General features: G+C 65.7%; 1 protein-coding gene. It reads right to left on the reverse strand.

Going from position 1 to position 236, the window contains the following annotated elements; translation table 11 throughout:
- Positions 1-236, reverse strand: a 236-nt coding sequence (locus tag HMPREF0519_RS14015) for a hypothetical protein (RefSeq protein ID WP_003637251.1), incomplete at both ends; no start/stop codon positions are given.

The following is a 236-nucleotide window of genomic DNA, read 5'->3' on the forward strand; positions in this document are numbered from 1 at the left end:
ATGATGCCGCGCTCCACCAATTTCTCGCGGGCGCGCTCGTTCAGCTCGCGCACATCGGCACGACGATGGGCGAGGATGAGCGCCGTCCGCGTCGGATCGAAATCATTGTTCCAGTCGTCGATCAGGGCGGCGATCGCCTCGTCCCGCGACCATTGCGTCCTGACCATGCCGGCCTGGTCATAGGAAGCGAGCGCAGCGCCAATCCGACCACCGGCAAGATCGGTCGAGGCCGTCCG

The sequence above is a fragment of the Lentilactobacillus hilgardii DSM 20176 = ATCC 8290 genome (assembly GCF_000159315.1).
Taxonomy (GTDB): Bacteria; Bacillota; Bacilli; order Lactobacillales; family Lactobacillaceae; genus Lentilactobacillus; species Lentilactobacillus hilgardii.